This window comes from Paenibacillus sp. FSL F4-0236 (assembly GCF_038000135.1).
In the GTDB taxonomy this organism is placed as follows: domain Bacteria; phylum Bacillota; class Bacilli; order Paenibacillales; family Paenibacillaceae; genus Paenibacillus_AQ.
This window is the reverse complement of the sequence record NZ_JBBOBK010000001.1, coordinates 1,388,230-1,408,333: the sequence shown is the minus strand read 5'-3', so window position 1 is coordinate 1,408,333 and position 20,104 is coordinate 1,388,230. Positions and strand designations below refer to the sequence as shown.

The 20,104-nt window shown below is 39.1% G+C and carries 21 protein-coding genes; 4 read left to right on the top strand and 17 right to left on the bottom strand.

What is annotated here, in order from left to right; translation table 11 throughout:
• From NSQ29_RS06390 to NSQ29_RS06380, 3 genes are all read right to left on the bottom strand, one after another.
• Nucleotides 1–804: an ABC transporter ATP-binding protein gene (locus NSQ29_RS06390; protein ID WP_341124589.1), complete on the bottom strand. Its 804-nt coding sequence runs from the start codon at nt 802–804 to the stop codon at nt 1–3.
• 135 nt (nt 805–939) lie between these two features.
• Nucleotides 940–2,208 (bottom strand): HAMP domain-containing sensor histidine kinase, encoded by a 1,269-nt coding sequence (locus NSQ29_RS06385; protein ID WP_341124588.1) that lies wholly within the window; start codon nt 2,206–2,208, stop codon nt 940–942.
• A gap of 2 nt (nt 2,209–2,210) precedes the next feature.
• A complete protein-coding gene (locus NSQ29_RS06380) occupies nt 2,211–2,894 on the bottom strand; it encodes a response regulator transcription factor (protein ID WP_076300532.1) in 684 nt (227 codons plus the stop codon).
• Between the two features lie 66 nt (nt 2,895–2,960).
• On the opposite strand from NSQ29_RS06380, the gene NSQ29_RS06375 reads away from it, so the two are divergent.
• Nucleotides 2,961–4,226, top strand: a complete 1,266-nt coding sequence (locus NSQ29_RS06375) for a serine hydrolase domain-containing protein (protein ID WP_341124586.1) — start codon at nt 2,961–2,963, stop codon at nt 4,224–4,226.
• A gap of 30 nt (nt 4,227–4,256) precedes the next feature.
• On the opposite strand, the gene NSQ29_RS06370 is transcribed toward NSQ29_RS06375, so the two are convergent.
• The 8 genes from NSQ29_RS06370 to NSQ29_RS06335 all read right to left on the bottom strand — a co-directional run bounded on the left by NSQ29_RS06370 (nt 4,257) and on the right by NSQ29_RS06335 (nt 11,450).
• Complete coding sequence (locus tag NSQ29_RS06370; RefSeq protein WP_060622809.1) at nt 4,257–4,616, bottom strand: hypothetical protein; 360 nt, start codon at nt 4,614–4,616, stop codon at nt 4,257–4,259.
• Nucleotides 4,617–4,886: 270 nt separating this feature from the next.
• Nucleotides 4,887–5,030, bottom strand: coding sequence for a hypothetical protein (locus NSQ29_RS06365; RefSeq protein ID WP_156113154.1), 144 nt, complete (start codon nt 5,028–5,030; stop codon nt 4,887–4,889).
• Nucleotides 5,031–5,124: 94 nt separating this feature from the next.
• Complete coding sequence (locus NSQ29_RS06360) at nt 5,125–5,352, bottom strand: hypothetical protein (protein ID WP_341124585.1); 228 nt, start codon at nt 5,350–5,352, stop codon at nt 5,125–5,127.
• Between the two features lie 14 nt (nt 5,353–5,366).
• On the bottom strand, nt 5,367–6,428 hold the full coding sequence (locus NSQ29_RS06355) for a TIGR04066 family peptide maturation system protein (protein WP_341124583.1): 1,062 nt from the start codon (nt 6,426–6,428) through the stop codon (nt 5,367–5,369).
• A complete protein-coding gene (locus NSQ29_RS06350; protein WP_341124581.1) occupies nt 6,425–7,792 on the bottom strand; it encodes a radical SAM/SPASM domain-containing protein in 1,368 nt (455 codons plus the stop codon). Before NSQ29_RS06350 ends, NSQ29_RS06355 begins: the two co-directional genes overlap by 4 nt.
• Nucleotide 7,793: 1 nt before the next feature.
• Nucleotides 7,794–9,581, bottom strand: a complete 1,788-nt coding sequence (locus NSQ29_RS06345; protein WP_341124580.1) for an ABC transporter ATP-binding protein — start codon at nt 9,579–9,581, stop codon at nt 7,794–7,796.
• 156 nt (nt 9,582–9,737) lie between these two features.
• Nucleotides 9,738–10,535 (bottom strand): ABC transporter permease, encoded by a 798-nt coding sequence (locus tag NSQ29_RS06340; protein WP_076300537.1) that lies wholly within the window; start codon nt 10,533–10,535, stop codon nt 9,738–9,740.
• A 3-nt stretch (nt 10,536–10,538) separates the two neighbouring features.
• On the bottom strand, nt 10,539–11,450 hold the full coding sequence (locus NSQ29_RS06335; RefSeq protein WP_341124579.1) for an ABC transporter ATP-binding protein: 912 nt from the start codon (nt 11,448–11,450) through the stop codon (nt 10,539–10,541).
• Nucleotides 11,451–11,643: 193 nt separating this feature from the next.
• Between NSQ29_RS06335 and NSQ29_RS06330 the strand changes: the two genes are divergently transcribed.
• Both NSQ29_RS06330 and NSQ29_RS06325 read left to right on the top strand, forming a co-directional pair.
• The gene (locus NSQ29_RS06330) at nt 11,644–12,381 is read left to right on the top strand and encodes a LytR/AlgR family response regulator transcription factor (protein WP_339266062.1); all 738 of its coding nucleotides are present in this window, start codon (nt 11,644–11,646) and stop codon (nt 12,379–12,381) included.
• Nucleotides 12,374–13,681: an ATP-binding protein gene (locus NSQ29_RS06325; RefSeq protein WP_341124578.1), complete on the top strand. Its 1,308-nt coding sequence runs from the start codon at nt 12,374–12,376 to the stop codon at nt 13,679–13,681. Before NSQ29_RS06330 ends, NSQ29_RS06325 begins: the two co-directional genes overlap by 8 nt.
• Before the next feature lie 77 nt (nt 13,682–13,758).
• Here the strand turns inward: NSQ29_RS06325 and NSQ29_RS06320 are convergent, their stop codons facing one another.
• Complete coding sequence (locus NSQ29_RS06320; protein ID WP_341124577.1) at nt 13,759–15,867, bottom strand: DUF5054 domain-containing protein; 2,109 nt, start codon at nt 15,865–15,867, stop codon at nt 13,759–13,761.
• A gap of 226 nt (nt 15,868–16,093) precedes the next feature.
• On the bottom strand, nt 16,094–17,245 hold the full coding sequence (locus NSQ29_RS06315) for a GntR family transcriptional regulator (protein ID WP_340971409.1): 1,152 nt from the start codon (nt 17,243–17,245) through the stop codon (nt 16,094–16,096).
• Between the two features lie 123 nt (nt 17,246–17,368).
• Here NSQ29_RS06315 and NSQ29_RS06310 point away from each other — a divergent pair, with 123 nt between their 5' ends.
• Nucleotides 17,369–17,578: a hypothetical protein gene (locus NSQ29_RS06310; protein WP_042189964.1), complete on the top strand. Its 210-nt coding sequence runs from the start codon at nt 17,369–17,371 to the stop codon at nt 17,576–17,578.
• A gap of 18 nt (nt 17,579–17,596) precedes the next feature.
• On the opposite strand, the gene NSQ29_RS06305 is transcribed toward NSQ29_RS06310, so the two are convergent.
• The 4 genes from NSQ29_RS06305 to NSQ29_RS06290 all read right to left on the bottom strand — a co-directional run bounded on the left by NSQ29_RS06305 (nt 17,597) and on the right by NSQ29_RS06290 (nt 19,972).
• Complete coding sequence (locus NSQ29_RS06305) at nt 17,597–18,082, bottom strand: DinB family protein (RefSeq protein ID WP_042189967.1); 486 nt, start codon at nt 18,080–18,082, stop codon at nt 17,597–17,599.
• 44 nt (nt 18,083–18,126) lie between these two features.
• On the bottom strand, nt 18,127–19,218 hold the full coding sequence (locus tag NSQ29_RS06300) for an LCP family protein (protein WP_339242560.1): 1,092 nt from the start codon (nt 19,216–19,218) through the stop codon (nt 18,127–18,129).
• A 204-nt stretch (nt 19,219–19,422) separates the two neighbouring features.
• Nucleotides 19,423–19,650, bottom strand: coding sequence for a helix-turn-helix domain-containing protein (locus NSQ29_RS06295; RefSeq protein WP_042189969.1), 228 nt, complete (start codon nt 19,648–19,650; stop codon nt 19,423–19,425).
• A 121-nt stretch (nt 19,651–19,771) separates the two neighbouring features.
• Complete coding sequence (locus NSQ29_RS06290; RefSeq protein WP_036685790.1) at nt 19,772–19,972, bottom strand: cold-shock protein; 201 nt, start codon at nt 19,970–19,972, stop codon at nt 19,772–19,774.
• Nucleotides 19,973–20,104: the final 132 nt, after the last annotated feature.

The following is a 20,104-nucleotide window of genomic DNA, read 5'->3' as shown; positions in this document are numbered from 1 at the left end:
CTACCACCCCAATTCGGTCAGAAAGGACTGTAATTGCTGCTGCCGTTCAGGTCCACTATCTTCGCTATAAGGGGAAAGGCGCAAATCTCCGATGACTACCCCATCCTGCAGATACAAGATCCGATTACCACGCAGCGCAGTTTTGAGATCATGGGTTACCATAATTATGCTTTGCCCCTGCTTATTTACCTCGGTTAGGACACGCAGTACCCCTATTCCTGCTGAGCTATTTAACGCTCCAGTCGGCTCATCCGCAAAGACCGCTTTTGGACTGTTGATAAGGGCCCGGATAATACCGGCACGCTGAGCTTCTCCTCCTGAAATTTGCGCTGGAAACTTACCCCAGATGGTGTCATCCAGGCCTACATCTAAGAGCAGCTTTTTGGCTTTTTCCACAGCCCCAGCTCTATCCTTTTGGACAAGAAAAGCACTTGATAATACATTGTCGAGGACACTCATTGAATCGAGCAGATGGATCTGCTGAAACACAAATCCACAATTCTTCCGCCGGAATATCGCCAGCTGATCATTACTCATCGCCGTAATATCTTGACCTTCAAACAAGACCTCTCCAAGCGTTGGCTTATCCATTCCCGAAATGGCATACAGCAGTGTTGATTTACCAGAACCAGAGCTGCCCATGATAATCGTGAAATCACCATGATATAAGGTCAGATCCAGATTTTTTAATACATGCTGCTGAGTTCCTCCATGGGAAAAGGTTTTTCCAAGCTTATGGGTCTGCATCAATACTTTATTATTCACTTCGTTCATGTTGAACACTCCATTTACGTTCATGCTCATTAATTGCGCTAATAGTAACCCTAGCTCTACGCACATTATAATGGCTGCAATCACAGACTCATTCGTAATTGCAACCTAATCGTACGTTAAATGTTCTTAACATGTCTTTGTGCAATCCTTAGCGAATTCTTAATTCTATCCTGCTAAAGGAATCAGCAGCTTTACAGTAAATCCATCCTCCCGATTGGAGCATACAATGTCGCCCTGCATTTTTTGCATCATATAACGAGAAATGTACAGACCTAGACCTGCACCGTTCTGGCTCACGGCCAGACTGCCCCTAAAGAATTTATTGAATATTAAAGGCAATTCCTCCTCAGGGATACCCGGACCATAATCCAGAACATCAATCTCCAGATAATGATCCCTAATCTCGAATTGAATATCGATGGGTGTACCGGCGTAGGCATACTTATAGGAATTGTTCACCACATTATCGATGACCTGCTGCAGCCGTAAGGGATCAACCATAATGATGCAGTCTGGCACAGATGCTGCTGAAATCCGTTCGTAGAAGTTCACATTATTTATAATTTGGGTCAGGAGGTGACTATTCTCCTCCGTTAAGCTGACGTTTAGTTCATTCAGTTCCTCCAAGGTGGAATGGAACATGTCTGTGACCAGACGATCAATCTGATCCGCTTTGGAATACAAGGTGTTTAGCTGTCTGCTTGTCTTCTCATCTCTTGCGCTTAATAACATCAGTTCCGTAATCGCCTTCATCGAAGCGACGGGTGTCTTAATATCATGACTGAGACTAGCAACCAGCTCCTTCTTACTCTTATTCGCTAAATATTCACTGTGCCTAGCCGCCGCAAGCTCTTCCCGCATCATATCGAAGCTTTCGGTAAAAGCACCAAATAGATGATTACGATCCATCTCCAGAGGCACTTCAAGATCACCTCTTGCGATATGGTTCGCGAATAGCTGCATTTTGCGAAATGGACGAAGAATGGATCTATTCAGGAACCAAATATAGAGGATGCCTAGAATTGTAAGCAAAAGCAGCATTGCAACAGAAACTTGTATAAATTGTTGTTTCATATGTATAAAAATCGTACGGTAATCATTATTAATAATTACTTTACCCACCAGCTGATCCTGAACAACAACGTCGACTAAGGTATCCCGATTATTGATAGCTTCGTTAACGCTAACAGAAATCGTATTTTCAGTCTGATATTTTAATTTACCAGAGGTATCAATAATGGCGAAATCATAGGGACTTTCCTTGTACAGTTTCGGCTCAAGCTTATCCCAATGCTGCTCTGTAAGCTTAACAATGGTATTGATCGCCACTCGGTCTGTTGAGGTCCCCACCTTCAAATTAAATATCAGGAATATGAGAGTTATACTTGCAGCGAGTATAGTGAGCATTAGCGCCAGTAGCAATTTTTTAGTCATCACTATTTATCCTCAAAAGCATAACCGATGCCCCATACGGTACGGATGTACTGCGGATCGTTAGGATTCTGCTCAATCTTCTCACGAAGATGACGGATATGTACATTTAAGGTGCCATCTCCCGCAAAAACATCCCCCCATACCCCTGTAAATAGCTCCTCTTTAGGGATTACCCGATTTTTATGCTGGATCAAAAACTTTAGCAATTTATATTCCATTGTTTTCAGCTTGAGGGGTACGCCGTTAAGACTTGCCCTTCTGAGTTCGGGATCAATCTGGATGGGTCCGGATTCAAGAAGGGAGGACTCGGCTACAACTTCGTTGTTGTAACGTTTAAGCACCGCCTTTACTTTTGCCAGCAGCACTCTCAGGGTATACGGCTTATGAATATAATCATCTCCCCCGATATCTAGCGCAATTAATACATCATCCTCACTGGAGCGGGCACTAATAAACAGGATGGGAATCCCGGTCGTCTGACGCAGTTCTTTGCATAACTGGAAGCCGGATTCACCGCCTAAATTAATATCAAGGAGTAACATCGACACCTGATGCTCACTCAAAAAGCTCCGACAGGCATCGGCGCTCGTAACAAATGCGGTTTGAACATCAAACAAATTAAAATATTCGCAGGTGGTCTCCGCAAGCTCAATTTCATCATCAATAATCAAACAATCATATCTCATCAATTTCTCTCCGCTTCAACTGAATTTATTATTATGTTAGAATATGCCTTTAAGGAGGGGTTACCTGTGGATACACAATTCCAGCGTCTGGAGCACTATTTAGATAAATACGAACAAAGCTGGCCATTAAGTGGCACCGTCTTAATAGCTCAGCGTGGAGAAATCAAGTTACATAAAGCGTACGGATATGCGAATCTTGAACATCAGGTCCCGAACACTTTAGATACCAAATTCCGGATCTGGTCACTTACCAAATCATTCACTGGCATGGCTATCCTGATGCTAAAAGAACAAAAACTTCTCAGACTGGAAGATCCAATCCTAAAATATCTCCCTCAGCAGCATGCACTAGAGGGGATTACCATCCTTCACCTGCTGGGACATACCTCTGGTATAGCCAACTACACTTCCATACCCGAATATAATCAAAAATTAAATAAGCTAAAGCTGACTCCACAGGAGATGTTACAGCTATTTGTGAGTCAGCCCCCTGCATTTATGCCTGGCACTTCATTTGCCTATAACAACTCAGGTTATTATTTGCTGGGGATGATTATTGAGAAGATTACAGGGATGACATTTGAAGATTATATCACTACTTTTATATTACAGCCTCTGGGCATGGTAAATACAGGAGTTTATAACAATCAGCTGATTATTCAAAAATTAGCCTCACCTTATCATTCTTCTTGGGGAGAGTATACTCAGGGGGAATACATAGATATGAGTTCTATCTTATCCGCTGGCGGGATGTATTCGACGGCTGCCGATCTTTTCCTGTGGGATCAAGCCTTGTACTCCGATCAATTAGTGTCTCATAACACCCTAGAGATGGCTTTTCATTCCAGTAATCTCAAATATCGATTTGGTTGGTTCTTGGACGAACGTTTTGATCGAAAAAGAATGTATCACGGCGGTGCCTATCGCGGCTTCCGAAGTGAACTGCATAGATATCCTGAAGATCAAACAAGCGTCATCATGTTGACTAATTATGATTGCGTACCCGTCACTAAGTTAACAGAATCGCTAGCTGGATTAGTCTTCGGCGAACCTGAAAGGGTGCCTGTCTCTCCACATGCCTTCCCGCTTGATGACAACATTTATGCTTCATATATGGGAACCTATGAGGGATATGGCTGCAAAGCGAGCGTGGAGCGTAGTGGGCAAGATTACTATTTTGTCTGGAATGATGTAGAAGTCACTCCGTTTTATCCAATCTCGGAAACAAGATTCCATCATACGAAGCATGATTCAGAATATGAATTTAAGCGGAATGTACAGGGTGAGCTTTCATTTCTGGGAATGCACAAAAAACAAGACAAGTCTTTATAGACCTGTCTTGTTTTTTTGTTCGTGTTTACGCTAGGCCTTAGCTATAATGATGAACTCAGCCAGAAGCACAAGTAGGGCAGTAGCTACGCCAAGCGAATTAATTACCGTTAAAGCATCTGGGTAGCTTTCTTTCTTAAATTGCGAGAATAAAGATACCATCCATAATACACTGAAGAATAATGCGACCAATCCGGAAATAGCCTCACTATCCACTTTTCTGCTCCGCATAAAAAATCCTACAAGGCCAACAACGGTAAAAATCATGTATATAACAAGCTCTATGGATGTGATGACAATCGCCTCGCCTGCAGAGAACAAATGCATTAACATGTATTGAATCCCTAAACAAATAAACACAAGCTGGTTAAAAGAAACTTTGCTCACTCTCATAGCTTATCTCCTTTTAATTTAAGTAAACTGCAATAAAAAGATAACGCTTTCATTATATCGATAATTAAAATAATCCTCTGTGACTTTCAGTACTCTTCCGATATCAGCCCAATCAAAACAAGCCCTGAACAAAAAAATCTCCTGGCAATATGGTTGCCGGAGATTTTAGATTAGAGTTTAAATGCTGACATAAAGGATGTATCCAAAACAGCCAATTTTCTAATAAAACTTCGTCAAAAACAGGATCTCAATTAATGATGCATAAATTCACTAATTTTTAACAGCATTCAAAGCATCTAATTGGTCACTATGTCTTTTTTCTGTAAAAATAAGGCATAGGCACATACACCAGCAAGCTGCAAATGTAGAGACCATAGGAGCTACTTGTTGAGAAGCGTTTTTATTCAGTTCCATTGTTTAGTCCCCTCCTTTCAGTTTGTCATAGGGTCTGTTTTGAATACATCTCTTATGTCAGCATTGAGAATGATAGAGCGAAATTTCTATGCCACTACTTTAGATGTTTCGGTATAACTTCAATAAGTTTTTCTACAGATAAGTCTTTGATTTCACGGACAAAAGAATCATTGATTTGGAATCCAAGTTCGTTCTCGAGATCTGTTAAAATATAAATGATATTTCTAACAGAAGTTACACCTAATAGATTGGTCGTTCTATCGAATTCTTTGACATAATTTTTGACTGTTTCTTCTATAACCTGTTCGTTTAGATACAACAACTCCTTCCCCTCCTTTAAATCATCGGAATATTATTTTGCAGCTCACTTATAATTCTTCTAAAAGCCTCTTCCTGACTTGTAGAATTAGAAAGATTAAAAGTATACATCCCCTCTTGAGAATAGGAATTGTTTTCCATTGAGTCTCGATAATCTACAGAATAGTATTCTAGTTGTCTTGCTTCTGGATTATATAAACAAACATTCTCAGAAATATGATAGTAATCAATATTAACGCCATATTTATATAAACAAGTGGACTTCATTTCTTTCAAATGAGATTCTTCGTAATTTCCGTTATACAAACTTAATATTGTGATATCTGGTGTGACTGCATTACTGATTAGGAAAGGTATATACCCATATCCATTGGGAACTGAAGTGCTATACTTAAGAATGCTTCCTGGAACTCCAATAATAATGACATCTGGATTCTCAGCTTGTTCTATATATTTAATATAGGCATTAATACTCTCGACCTGTTCTGAAAACGTTAGATCATTGCCGTCTATAATGTCTGGGATTGTATGGTATCCCCATAATCTAGATAGTGCATTGCTGGAAATCAAACTCATCTTATATCCCGAATTGCGAAAGTTTTCACTTAGTTTAAGCTGCAAATTCCATTTTCCGCAGTTTTCCCCCATCCCCATAATTAAAATAACTGGGACGTCGATACTCGCTAATGCTTTCTGTTTCGATATAGAAGGATGCTCTAGATTCAGACATTCCCAACCCTCTATGGTTGATTGGTTTAATACAGTTTTAAATTCAGCCACGTACATAATATGCTTTCCCTTCTCTTCTGCAAGAGAAGTTAACCGGCAGTAACCTGATTCATCAACTTGAAATTGAGGCTTACATAATAACAGTACATCAACAGAGTTAATCAGATCATTTAAATAAAAGCTCTCTTCATCACATATTAAAGCCTTTTTAGTGTCGTCCACTTCATCGAATGACTCCCAGCCTTTTGGAACTACGGCATATATCAGCTCGAAATTCTGAAGCTCACTTTCTGTTAGCAATAAAGGCATCAGACCTTTATGAAAAGGGTAAACCGCCAGTTTTTTCTTCACAGTGAAATATCCTCTCTTTTAAACTGATATTTAAATTCCCTCATCATCGTATAGTTCTTCAAATTCTCTAATGCCGATGCTTTAACCCTGTTGCATTTGCTAAGCTTATAGCTTTCTGAATAATGTTCATCCTTTCCATTATCCGCTGCAGCGGGGCATATAGAGCAGCAATGAAAGGCCCAGCATTCTTTACAGTGTTGTTCCGTAACTGCTCCAACATTCAAAATTTCTCGAACCTTTTTAATATCAAAACCATCCTGAAGATTTCCCATTTTCATTAGTGAAGAATTTTCATCTATACGCTCACAAGGAAAAAAATTACCGTTTACATCTACAAAAAGTTTTTTCAAGCCTGGTATACAAGTCCCGCTAGGATGAGCAATTTTTGGGGTCTCATTGATTGGCGAAAGAAACTCTTTGTAGCTATAAATGGTTTCAATATCACGTTTATGATAGGCCACAGGCTCTTCTTTTACTTTTCCTAGCAGCAATAGATATGCCTTCAAAGCTTCGTAATTTCGTTCTTCAAAATAAGCCTCACCATAAACGAATTCCGTCTCTGTATAGTTCATGGATAGTGTATTAAAGTTAACTTTAGAGAGGTCACTAACTCCTTCTCCCGCTCTAAAATAATCAAAGATTTCTTCGAACTTACCATCTGGACTAATAACTGTATTGAACTTCAGTTTTTGATATAGATCAGGATAGTTATCTCGAATATGTACAACATTACGATATACAATCTCATAGGAACCACGTCCATTTACAAACGTCCTATTTTCATTATGAACATCCTTCGGTCCATCTAGGCTAATCATAATGGATATGTTAAAATCACGAACTTCCCTTGCAAAACTATCATCCAGAAGTGTGCCATTAGTAGTCATACCAAAGGAAATTTCTTTGCCGCTGACTTTTTCCTGTGTATATTTCATAGTATCTATGATGAGTTTTTTTTCAATCAAAGGCTCCCCACCATAAAAAGCTACATGCAAGTGGTCCACGTCTTTAGAATGGGCTACAAGGAAATCAATCCCTTGCTGCAGAGTATCCCAGGTTATATTCAGGGCAGAATGTGAACGATTATTATAAATTTCATTGCTTGAGTAAGGACAGTAACCACAACGCAAGTTGCAATTTTGAGACATTTGAAAAGTGATTGAGTTAACACAGCGCTCTAACTGGTACTCCAACATTTGACTTGCCGGATGCTCAATTTGTAGAATCGGAGATTCAGCTAAAAGCCCTCTCTTTTGAAAATCTTTAAGCACATTTACATCAGCTTCCTCATAACTGCCTTCAGAAATATGACTTAACGCTTCATACTGATTCTGTTTGATTTTATAAATACTGTTTCTATTCATGTCATAGACGTAATGTAGATTCGCTCTCGTTTGAAAAGGAATAAAAGGCATCCGGGGTTTCCTCCCTATGCGTACTAGTAATCATATCTCTAAAACTCTCCTGAGATGTATACAACTCATCAAAAGTTCCTATCCCAAGAACCTTGCCACCATTTAAATAAATGATCTTATCTAATCTCTTTAATACTTCCGGTCGATGCGTGATAATGATAGTCATCATATAACGATCTGAAGATAACAATTCCTCGTTAAAAACCTGCTCCGAGTAATAGTCATAGCTTGAGGTTGCTTCATCCAATAGCAGAATTTTTGTATCCTTACGTGCTAATGTTCGGGCGAGTGCTATTTTTTGTTTTTGTCCACCCGATAGTTTAGCGCCATTGTAACCAATTCGAGTGTCCATTTTTTCGGGCAGGTCTTGGATAAATGAATATGCCCCTGACTGTTTGCAGCTTTCCAATATCTCAGTAAGTGTAAGCTCTTCAGAAATGTTGATATTGTTCGCCACAGTATCATTGAAAAGATAATTGTTTTGAGCCATCAAGCTCCATATTGAGCGATAGGATTCAAAAGTATACTCTTTCACATCTTTATCGTTTATTTTGATGCTGCCTTCAGTAGGCTCATAGAATCTTAGCAGCAGATTTACAACGGATGATTTGCCACTGCCATTCAAACCAATAATCGCTACTTTCTCACCTTTTTGAATGGTGAAATTCACTTGATCCAGAGCTTTTTCATTCTCATAAACCAAGGATACGTTTTCGAATTTCAGATCATTGATAGATATTGATTCTAATAATTCCTTCGCTTCCGGTTTATCAATTTCAGCATCCGTATTTAGAAATTTTAAAAACCGCTCAAAAGCTGGTTTCACGCTGGATAATTGAGTAATCAAATACGATATGATAGTAATTGGTTCGAATACCAATGATGAGTACGAAATGAAAGATACCAGACCGCCAATAGTGATTTCATCTTTTTGGATTAACCAAGCACCGTACAAGTAAAGACCACAAGTAAACAATGTCGTCATAAATGAACCCGATATACTATCAATAAATCCATAACGCATTAACTTGGATTTAGCATTTTTACTTCCATCCAGATTCACTTTCAGTTTCGCTAGTCGTTTTCCAGTAATCCCCCATACTTTTATCGCTTCAATGCCACTAATTGCATCCCCTAACCATTCTGAGAAATTTGATTGCAAGTGCATAATGATTTCATACACCTTCACTTGCTTTTTATATAAAAAACTGCTGATTAGCATTTTGACTGGAATTGTAGCGAGCATAACTAGAGTTAATTTCCAGTTAATATAAAACAATGCTGTTAAGCCGGCGAAAACTTTAAATAGATTAACGAAAGATGTTAAAAATTGCGTGTCTGTCAAAGACGATATGTTGGCGATATCTTGAAAAAGCTCAGACATCACTACTGAGAAATTTCTGTCTTTAAAAAATTTCGTGCGTACGGATAACACATGTTTACAAGCTTTCTTATTCAAGTCATATGGTATTCTCACACTTATTTCCTTATAGTAATAGAATTGAAAAATACCAAGTAATTGTTGGATAAGGAATACTAAAAAAATTAGCCCTACGTATTGAATAACTCGATAAAAATCCAAACCTAGAATACCAATGTCAATAAGTTGCTTGGTAAACCAAGGAGTCAAAAAGCTCCCTATAGAAGTCACCAACATAACAATACTGATTATCCAAATGTTTTTACGGTAAGGATGAAATAACTCTTTAATGCTGATCCATACTACATTGTATTTCATTTCACATAACTCCCCGCAACATATACTGAGACTAGCCTCATCCCATCTCAATACCAACAAAAAGAACAACAAAAACTACAATAGCTAGCAACGCACCTATAATAACGATCGTTTTTGGTGATCTATTACCCCTGTCCATTTCAATTCCTCCTTTATCTACGCGTGTATATCTCTTTTTCCAAACGAAATATAGGTGACAGACAAACTAATAGCTATGATAATCACAGGAATCAACACCACTTCCATAAAGCTCTTTGCTCCAGTTAGGACTATATGTTGTGAATTAACGACGTAGATTCCGGAAAACTTCATAACCTGAGTCGTTAAAGCATGGTCTGAAATCCCCCTTAACAATGCGGAGGAAGCATCACGGAAATAACCGGATATCATGAAGTCTCCGAATATAATTAGAAAAGTTACAACCACCGCTGAAGCCGTTCTTTTAATAAGAATACCTACCATAATGATTAGAGCAGCATAAGCTGATAAATAAAGGATATTTAATCCCAGTACACGGGAAACTTGAATCAAGTCAGCAGAAAAATTACGATTACCGATGTCAGTCCCAATTATCAAAGCAGCTATCATATAAGCGAGATAAAACACTACTGTAAATTGTAAAATCCACCATATAATAATTTTAAAAACAGAAAGGTATTTCCCCGTGATATAGATAAACCTACTTTGTCCGGAAGCCAGGATAACTTTGATAGATCCATATTCAAATCCTTCGGTTGCAAAAAAACATACGTAAACTGGAATAATAAAATAAAAAAATAAAGATAAAGGTGTCACAATCGTTAAGGGTTCCGCGAGATTACCGATTTCAAAACCACCTTTACCGCCAATCCAGATTGCTAGTACCAGACTTGCTATAAGGAACAGAAGAGAAATTCCCTTAAACATGATATCCCTTCTTATAAAGTAAGACTCAGCTTTCAGAAAATCCCTCATTGCTCATTCTCCTATCAGATCCATATAATAATGCTCAAGATTTGCTGTGGACAGGTTGATTCCTTCAAGTGGAATTCCATTTCTAATTAACGTTGACATTAACTGTTCAAGATCTGTCAAATCCTTGGGAACCAATATTTCTCCGGCTTCTGACAATGTGATCGAATGAATATTAAGATCGTTCTTAAGCACGTTTATTGCTGCAGCTATTTCAACGGTCTTAATACAAATTTGTGCTTCGGCTGATTGCAAGAGTTCTTCCACAGAGACTTCCTTAATGAACTGCCCTTTATGAATAAACCCGAATTGGGTAGCTAACAATTGGAGCTCACTCAAGATATGGCTGGAAATCAAGATGGTAACCCCTTTTTCATGTGCCAGCTTAGCCAATAATTTTCTCATCTCTACAATTCCTGTAGGATCAAGTCCATTAATCGGTTCATCCAACACTAAAAATTCCGGTTCATTGAGAAGGGAAATTGCCAGCCCTAAGCGTTGACGCATGCCCAGAGAATATTCCGTTGTATTTTTGTTTTCAACATCCGTTAGTCCCACTAAATTCAGCACATCTTTAATTCTCTTAAAATCCGAAATACCATGAATCTTGCAATAAAAGCTTAAATTCTCTTCAGCATTCATATGGGGGTAGAGGGCAGGTAGCTCTATTAAAACCCCCATTTTTTTCCTGACTCGTGCGATGTCCTTCTCACTACTTTTACCCATCAATTGGATAGTCCCTTTTGTAGGGTAAACTAAGCCACTAATTATTTTCATGAGTGTGGTTTTACCTGCTCCATTCTCACCTACAAAACCATAGATATCACCCTGTTTAATCTGCATATTTATATTTTGAAGCGCATTTGCACTGCCGTACTGTTTAGTTAATCCCTCAGCTTCAAAGATTGTTGTATTCATTTTTCAACTCCTCCATACCGTCTACTACTAATTGATATTAAATTAGCATGTTTACTAGAATTACTAATCGCAATAGTAAAAAACACTGGAATAAATGTAACTTTCACCACTTCCAAGTGATCCCTAAAAGGATAAAGGTTGATTATACTCCCATATAATGTATTATTATTTATACACAGGAGGGGAATTTCACATGATACATATTGCTATTTGTGATGATGATTTTAAGACAACAGAATGTATTGAGAGATTGATCCTTAACCATCCCATTCAGCAGACCGTAAAGATAGAGGTATCCATATTCTATTCTGGTGAAAGTTTCACGAAAGCCATTCAACATGGTTGTCCATTTGATCTTATTTTTATGGATATAGAAATGAAGGGAATAAGCGGAATAACAGCGGGTCATATATTACGGAGAGATTGTGATAATGATAGGGTTCGGTTGATTTACGTATCGAGCCACGAAGAGTATCATGTTCAACTATTTGACGTTCAACCTTCTGGTTTTATAAAGAAGCCTATACATAACGAGTCTTTTGAAAAAAAACTAATCTCTATGATTCAGCAAATAAAGGTCAAGCGTCAGCAAAATCAACCAAAATTACTGCCTGTACACCAAAGCGGAACTAAACTACTTATTCCAATCCGTAATATTATGTACTTGGCAAGTGATCGCCGAAAAATCATTTTGCAAACAACGGAAGATCAAACGGAATATTACAGTACTTTATCTATAGAAGAAGGAAAGCTACCTTCGAAGCAGTTTGTGCGGATTCATCAATCGTATCTTGTGAATTTCGATTACATAAAACAAATTCAGGGCAAAAAAATTGTATTAACGAGTGGGGAAGAACTTCCGATTAGCGATAAGCAAAGCACCGTAGTGAAAAAGAGTTATTTGCAATTCAGGGGGAGTCTGCTTGAATAATATTCTACTGGATGAGCTGTTCTATGCCCTCACACTGGCAGCTCTCCCATTTATCATTCATTATTTCTATGATCATTGTTTCCCACGGCTTTGGGAATCCAAAGTAATCCTTTATTCCGTATACACTGCTTATTATATTTTCGTACTCCTCCTTCATTACAGCCCATTCCCCGGCTTATGGATGCTAGGGCTTAATATAGTGGGGATCGTTCTCTTGTCCTTTTTGTATAAAGGAAAAATACAATGGCGAATTGGTGCTGCTTTATTTATAGTCGCACTGATTATTCTTTCAGATGCAGCTACTGCACCTGTGTATACGACAAGCGGATACATCTTTACCTTGTTTTTGTCGAAGATTCTGATGTTTATACTGGTACAGATCACGCTTCGTTTTACCAAAGCTTTTGGCGAGGGCAGTCTAAGCAGTTGGTATTGGATCGGGCTGTTCTGCTTTCCGTTTATCAGCATCCTCAGTATTGCAAAATTATCGGGCGAGCTGTCATTGCGGGAATATCCGGCGTTGTATCCGACTTTGTCCGGAGGATTGCTATTAATCAACTTCCTGATCATTCTTTTGTGTGATCGTGTATTAACCATACAATCGGCACAGAATAAAAACTACTTGTTGGAACAGCAAAACACCTACTATTTGAACCAGTATCTGCTCACGAAAGAAAGGCAGCAAGAAGTCTTTACGTTTCAACATGATTTCAGGAATATCTTGCTCGGCCTGAGGTCTCAATTACAAGCTGGGGAAAAAGAAGCCGGACTGAATGATGTGGATAAGCTTCTTGGAGTAATAGAACTCTCTTCAGGTGAAAGTAATACCGGCTCCATCCTAATCGACTCTATCATTAATTACAAGTCGCAATTTGCCAAAAAGCTGGGTATCTCCTTTCAAACGGATATTAAGATTCCACCTCAGCTTGACCTTGATGCTTATGCATTTAGCATTATTCTAGGGAACACCCTTGATAATGCCATAGAAGCATGCAAGCATCCAGGTGTGACTCAGCCCTATATTAAATTCCAGCTTCATTATCATAAGGGTACTTTATTTATCAGAATACAGAATCCATATCAGCATTCAATACGTATGAATCATTTCGGGGAATTAGCCACAACAAAACGAGACAAGCATTTTCATGGTATCGGTCTAAAAAGCGTAAAGAATGCGGTAGAAGAAATCGGCGGAATATGGGATATCACCTATGAAAACCAAATTTTCCAAGTGGAAATTTGTCTTTTTAACATTGAGATCTTATCAGTTGCAGAAACTGAGCAAAAATGCACCTCATAGAAAGACATCGAACCCAGAGGGTTTTCCAATCTTTATTCTAAGGGGTGCATTTCAGTCACAAGTATTCTTCTATTCTTTTACTTACGGTTCGATTGTAAATTTAGACGAAAACGAAATACTGCATCTTCACCGTACCACATAGGAAAATTGGTACCCCAGATATTGTTGTGCAAATTAAAATGCCATCCTTTATCTAGAGAAACAAAAGAATTATCAAATTGTAGCAGTCTTTTTTGACCCGGTGCAGCCAAAGCAGCATCCATGGTTTCGATAAAGGCGCTCCCATCTGCACCCTGATAACTAACGCCATGTCCAATGGCATGAAGATTACGATTCCCGTCCTTCACTACACGCAAAGGTGAGACTGGCAAGCCCATCTTATCCATCATCCAAAGATTAGGATTATCGACATTCAATGCACAACCGAACCAGCTTGCTTCTGGAAGGCGGTTCGCTTCTTTTCCGAACCATTGCAGTGATACGTCAACCGTACCTTCATGCTCAAAATCATACACTAATTCAAGTTCCTTCGGCGCACCATATAATTCATAGGCTTGTACCGGCATGCGTAAACGTAGCAAGAACCGTTTGCCGTTTACTCGCTTCATATCAGTCACGATGGGTTCATATAGCTGATGACAAGGTAATGGTCGAACAAATTCAAAGCCAGGCTTATTAAAGTCGGCATCAGACCATGGATGGGTGAAGCCTAAATTTTGCATATAGGTACGGAAGTATCTGGCGTAGTCCTCCGTTCCAAACGTCTCATAGGCGTAAACGCCGAAGGGATGGCTTTCGTCTACCCATACTTTCTCATTAGCGTCCGATAAATGAACAAGTGAGCCATTCACGCCAAAGGTCAGTTTGTAACCTTCAACCGCGTACACCTCTTGGACACTAACCTGCTCAGCATCAGCGGAACAATCTTTCCTCGTAGGCTCTAGCCTACCGAACGCTTCCTTTGCCTCCGCTTGTTTATCTTTATCCAGGCATGCGACTGCCTGATCCAGATAGCCCCGTTGCTCCGCCCAAGAATGTTCGATCATCGAATACTTTCGGACACTCTGTTCTGAGGCAAATAAACCACTAGAATGTTTATCGAATTCATCCATAGCGAATGCACCAATATAATTGAATTTCGCAGGAATATCATCTACATCAATCTCGTCCTTGATTCTAGCATTATTGAAATCTATTTTCGCATAGTTTCGAAAGTCAGGAAGCCATTTCTTTACGTCTAAACCCCATGTATGCTCTGCTACCATCAACATAGCATTGCTCATTCCTTTATAGGCAGTACTATGCTCGTCTAAGCTTCCTTCGGACAGCCATTTGCTTCTCAAACGTTGAAGCTCGCGAAGCTTGGCAAGTTTTAATGGATCTGTCCCTGCACCATGAATCCAAGTATCACCGATTTCTTCACTAACCACAGGAAGCTGCTCGCGAACCTGCATAAGACTTCTTGCAAATGCATCTAGTGAAGACGCTATAATCTCAGCGTCAGGGTATCGTTCTTGGATTTCACGAAACTGCTCTTCGATTTCCTCAGCACTTGGCGGCCCACAATTGTCACCCGTATGCGCAAATAGCAATATATCGTCGATCCCTTCAATCTCAACCGGCTCTCCGTAGCTTCCGGCATAGTTCACAATTAATTCGCTGCCATCCTCTGCCTGCCAGCGAAACAGCTTTGGTACATCAGGACGCATAGATGCTGGGTTAACTCCGAGATGCATATACTGAATGCCTGCTTTCTGCATATACGGAACCATGGACAGGGTATGACCTGGCACATCCGTCATTTTGGCGGCTATCGTTTGTTTTCCAAATTGTTGATCAAGCTCTTGGCTGATCGTTAGCCCGTATCGGAAAAGCTCCTTATCCATAAGCTCTGTATGTGTAGTGAACGGTAACCCATGCCACACTATATGTCCTTTACGAATTGCCTTCTCCATCGCTTCTCTTTCCGAAGCAGGTGCGCGATCCAAATAATAACGAATTAGCCAGGATCCAGTCGTCCATACAAATTGCGCGCGGCCTCCTTCAGCCTCTAATGTATCGGCCAAAGCGATCGCTTTCGGAATATACTCTTCCATGTATTGTCTTAATACATGCGCAGCCAAATTCGTGAACCCAATATCCAAATGCGTTTTAAATACAACATGGACCTTCTTAGTGTTATTCATTTTCCCGACCTGCTTCCATTAGATTATGGCTTATAGAAAACTGGAATTTCCAACGATCTATTTTCAGATTATTATATGTCACTGATCTATACAACCAAATAGTCCGAAATAATAACATTAAATAATATGAAAAATACAATGTCGCAATTTTATATCACTGATATAAAAAACTCTTCCCTCCACAAAAATGTGGGGAAAGAGCCTCAAAAGTTAATTTACAAGCGAATTATTTAATAACGTTGGGTCTAACGGAGCTTCGCTCGACGATGGTGGTATCAATCTTAATCGTTAGCGCCCCTTCACGTGAATTATCCATCCGTTTAACAACTCGCTGGACAGCTGCTTGTCCGAGTTTCTCTGTAGCTTGTCTTGCTGTAGTTAATGGAACCGGCAGCAAGCTTGCCAATTGAATGTCGGTAAACCCTATGATAGACAAATGATCCGGAACCAATATTTGCATGGAGATTGCCGTATACAAGCATGATGCAGCGATATAGTCGTCTGCACATACGACTGCCGTTAAAGCGGAATTATTACCTAAAAACGACGCCAACTGCACATTCGGAGCATTCAACTGATGCATATAATCTTCTGAGCAGCTCAAGTAAATTTTACGGCTGTTTACCGGCAGATCATGATCCAGCATAGCTTGAAGATAACCTCTATACCGGTCTTCCCTGCTCGTCACACCATCAAATGCCATTGAAAGATATCCGATTTCCTGATGGCCTTTCTCAATCAAATACTGGGTGGTTTTATAAGCCCCTTGGTAATGATCATGGTAGACACAGTCAATCTGCACCTCTCGAAAGATACGATCAATGATAACTAGAGGGTAGTTTAATAGACTAAGCTCCAATACTTTCTCACTGCACTGCGTACTCCCACGCGGATATAAAATAATACCCTCCACTTGATCATCGTACAGCTCTTGCAAGCATATGCTTTCGTCTTCTTTGTCCCCAGTCATTCGAATGAGTAAATGACAATTCGCTTCACGCGCTTCTTTTTCGACGGAAGTAATTATTCTACCAATATAATCATCCATATTAGGAATCACCAATGCAATCCTTCGTATCGGTTTCTTCTCCTCGATCACCTTCTCCAGCATCTGTTCACCGGAATGTGTATGCTGGTAATCAGCGGATATGAATGTCCCACGACGGGCATGGCGATAAACGATCCCTTTTTTCTCCAAGATCTGCAGAGCAAGCTTCGCCGTCATGCGACTGACACCGTACAACTTCGCAATTTCCCCTTCAGATGGGACAAGATCATGTGACTGAAGCCTTCTCTTCCTTATTTCTTCCATAACATGATTTGCTGTCTGTATATATAATAGCGGTTTCCGCTCTTTTTGATGATCCTGATTATCCATTCGAGTCTTCACCCTTTACTCTTCTATGCCGTTAGTCTAAATATTTCGAATGGGACATCTTGTTCTCAAAATAGAATGAACAGTGGATTTATATGCTGCGTTATCAAATAGGAGGTCAACCACTTGAAAAATAAAGAATCATTTGTATTCGTCACAATCCCACTATCAGAGATCAAGAAATTCATTCTTATTGACTTTGTAGCTGGAACGGTCATTTACTTTGCCATTAGGTTTCCCTTACATTCCTTTATAGCCGCCTCAGCCGGCAGCATGTTCGGCCCAATACTCATTCGCCAATCCATGAAATTGGTTCAGAATCGCGCTAAAGCTTAAACCATAAAAGGCAAGCTTTCAACCTTGCTGTATGTATTTTAGAAATTGTTCAATCTGTTTTTTATGATGCTTATCATGTGGAATAAAACTTCTCATATACTTGCGAACACTAAACTTCTTGCGGTCTCCATCCTTATATTCCAAATCGCATTCTTCATCCGATAATCCAGAGACTGCATCTAAAATTCTAGATCTGTAGAGCACAAATTGTTCAATCAAGGTTTGCTTGGATAACAATTTGGCATACTCAATCGCGTTAGCATTAAATTCGTTAAAATCCAAATGTTTCGTTGTTAGTGGTTCTTTCAAAATAATCTTCTTAATAGCGCCTTCATAGAAATATTTATCCCAGAGCATGAGGTGACAGAGAATATCCTTCACGGTCCATTTACCAGTAGCTATGGGCTTATCCCAATGTTTATCTGGCACCTCTTCTAATGATTTCACGAATGGAATAAGAGACTTAAATTCGAGTATCATTTGCTCCTTTGATTTTACTGCCATAGAAGCTAACCTCCGTGTGAATATAAAATAGAATAGCAAAAATATTATGCAGCATCATCCTTAGAAGCAGTTATTAGATCAGCCTCAGTAGATTCTGGATTCAGCCAAATCTCAATCATATCATGGGTACGCTTTACATCATTTTCATCGAGTATATAATACCATTGATCCGTATGTTTTCCTTCCCCTTGGAGCATATGACTCGTTATTTCAGGGGTTCCACCTTCAAGAATTACCTTCTTAGCCAAATCCAAAATAAAATCTGACTTCATATTGGTTTTAAAGTTACTGCCAGCAATTTCAATAATGTTCTGTATATTAAGAATATTATCTATTCTTTTCATCCGATCAAGCGCTGCTTTTAGGAAAATCCGTTGTCTCTCTGTTCGCTTAAAATCAGAATCTTCCCGATATCTTACATACATTAAAGCTTCCTTACCGGAATAGATCGGTTTGTTCGGCTCAATTCTTAGTTTCTCATGATCGGGGCTCTTATTCTCTATCACCTTGGTGATTGGAAGCACCACTCCTCCAAGCGCATCTGTAACACCCACAAGCCCATTAAAATTAATAGTAGCATAGTAATCAATAGGTGCGTTCAGTAGATTCTTAACGGTATCCACACTCATCTGAGGACCACCGTAGGAATGCGCTGCATTAATCTTGGTTTCTTTTCGTGCTCCTTTGATATTTTCTGCTCCAATAATTTCAGTATATGAATCACGGGGAATGGAGACGAGCAGTGCTTTATGGTCTACAGGTCGAATAACTGTATAAATAATGGAATCAGAAAGTCCGTTTTCTTTGCCACGCTGATCGGTGCCTAGTAGAAGGATAGAGAAAGGACGGTCTTTATTTTCCGTCGTTGCTTGTAATCCAGATTCTTCAGTGTCTTCCAACGGCACATAGGACTCTTCAAGGGTGTGTTCAATAGTTGGTGCTACAACATTATTAAACCCAAAAATCATTAGTTCTTTACGGAAAATAAAGGATCCCAGCCCAACAAGAAGTAAGGTAGCGATCGAAAAATACCAAATCTTCATTTTCTTGCTGATTTTATTCTTTTTCACTTTCTTTTTCTCGATTCTACTTAAAGCAAATGAAGCAGGTGGATGAGTGCTCTGTTTATTTTTCATTTGAATGAATTACCCTTTCTGTTTATGCGACTTCTCACCATTAATGAACATCACTTTTTATTTCTGCCTACCCTCCATTACCTAAATATCCCATTATTATAGACGATCATTGGATCGATAAGTTTCTTTTTATAAGAAATTTTTGAGGCAAAAAAAAGACCACATCCTATCAAGGATGGGTCTGCAAAGTATATTGAGGTTACATTAGGTTTTGTTCAGGATCGTATCGATTTCACTTTTCAGTAAAAGATACCTGACAACACTTCTCATAATTGGGACTTTGGTTAACTTATGCTGGTCTACATAGCTTTTCATTTGATCTTTAGACAGACCAAGCAAGCTACCGGCTTCAGACACAGTCAATACTTCTTTGTTGCTTGTAGCGTTAAAGGTTTTCTTCACTTTTAAATTCCAGTCTTCAAACACCTGCACTTACATCCGCCACCTTTCTACTAAGCGAGAAATATAAGACATAAAGTATTGTGTGAAACTTATAATTTCTTATATTTAAAAAAATCCCCAAACTATAAGTTTGGGGATTTTTTTCACAACTTTAGAGTTTTACAACATTCTCAGCTTGTTGACCACGATTGCCTTGAACTACGTTAAATTCTACACGTTGTCCTTCATCCAAAGATTTGAATCCGTCACCAGTGATTGCGCTAAAATGTACGAATACGTCTTCTCCGCCTTCAACCTCGATAAAACCAAAGCCTTTGTCTGCGTTAAACCATTTCACTGTTCCTGTTTGCATAATATAATTACCACCTTTTTTTAATTTACATGTTATTCTTATCCCAAAAAAATCTCTTACAAAATCTCTAAAAAAATAAAAATTCACATATGGTACAAGGTTATTGTCATCTTAAGAATAACCCTCTACGCT